This window comes from Vibrio sp. 970 (assembly GCF_033339075.1).
In genome coordinates this window covers 1-1,492 of sequence record NZ_JAWOTW010000046.1, presented here as the reverse complement: position 1 = coordinate 1,492, position 1,492 = coordinate 1, and the positions used below count along the sequence as shown (strand labels likewise).

The window sequence follows — 1,492 nt, the reverse complement described above, 5'->3', positions numbered from 1 at the left end:
AGCCTACGCACTTGAACCTGGACAACCGTCGCCAGGCCCACCTAGCCTTCTCCGTCCCCCCATCGCAATTGTAAGAAGTACGGGAATATTAACCCGTTTCCCATCGACTACGCCTTTCGGCCTCGCCTTAGGGGTCGACTTACCCTGCCCCGATTAACGTTGGACAGGAACCCTTGGTCTTCCGGCGAGGAGGTTTTTCACCCCCTTTATCGTTACTCATGTCAGCATTCGCACTTCTGATACGTCCAGCATGCGTTACCACACACCTTCAACCGCTTACAGAACGCTCCCCTACCCAATATACAAAAGTATATTGCCGCAGCTTCGGTTTACTACTTAGCCCCGTTACATCTTCCGCGCAGGCCGACTCGACCAGTGAGCTATTACGCTTTCTTTAAATGATGGCTGCTTCTAAGCCAACATCCTGGCTGTCTGAGCCTTCCCACATCGTTTCCCACTTAGTAGTAATTTGGGACCTTAGCTGGCGGTCTGGGTTGTTTCCCTCTCCACGACGGACGTTAGCACCCGCCGTGTGTCTCCCGGATAGTACTTACTGGTATTCGGAGTTTGCAAAGGGTTGGTAAGTCGGGATGACCCCCTAGCCTTAACAGTGCTCTACCCCCAGTAGTATTCGTCCGAGGCGCTACCTAAATAGCTTTCGGGGAGAACCAGCTATCTCCAGGTTTGATTGGCCTTTCACCCCTAGCCACAAGTCATCCGCTAATTTTTCAACATTAGTCGGTTCGGTCCTCCAGTTGATGTTACTCAACCTTCAACCTGCCCATGGCTAGATCACCTGGTTTCGGGTCTATATCCAGAGACTGAACGCCCAGTTAAGACTCGGTTTCCCTACGGCTCCCCTAGATGGTTAACCTTGCCACTGAATATAAGTCGCTGACCCATTATACAAAAGGTACGCAGTCACAGGACAAAGCCTGCTCCTACTGCTTGTACGTACACGGTTTCAGGTTCTATTTCACTCCCCTCACAGGGGTTCTTTTCGCCTTTCCCTCACGGTACTGGTTCACTATCGGTCAGTCAGTAGTATTTAGCCTTGGAGGATGGTCCCCCCATATTCAGACAGGATATCACGTGTCCCGCCCTACTCGATTTCACTGAACACACGTCGTCAACTACGGGACTATCACCCTGTATCGTCGGCCTTTCCAGACCGTTCGTCTAACGCGTGTAAAGCTTAAGGGCTAGTCCAATTTCGCTCGCCGCTACTTTCGGAATCTCGGTTGATTTCTTTTCCTCGGGGTACTTAGATGTTTCAGTTCCCCCGGTTCGCCCTGTTGAGCTATGTATTCACTCAACAGTAATACCTTATGGTATTGGGTTTCCCCATTCGGAAATCCCAGACTCAAATGGTTTTTACTACCTAATCTGGGCTTATCGCAAGTTAATACGTCCTTCATCGCCTCTGACTGCCAAGGCATCCACCGTGTACGCTTAGTCACTTAACCATACAACCCGAAGGAGTTTCGAGTTG

1 rRNA gene (cut by a window edge) is annotated in these 1,492 nt (G+C 50.6%); it reads right to left on the bottom strand.

The features are described 5' to 3' along the window. Positions 1-1,466: ribosomal RNA gene (locus R7Q11_RS24505) — 23S ribosomal RNA — on the bottom strand (it extends 1,464 nt beyond the left edge of the window). Positions 1,467-1,492: the final 26 nt, after the last annotated feature.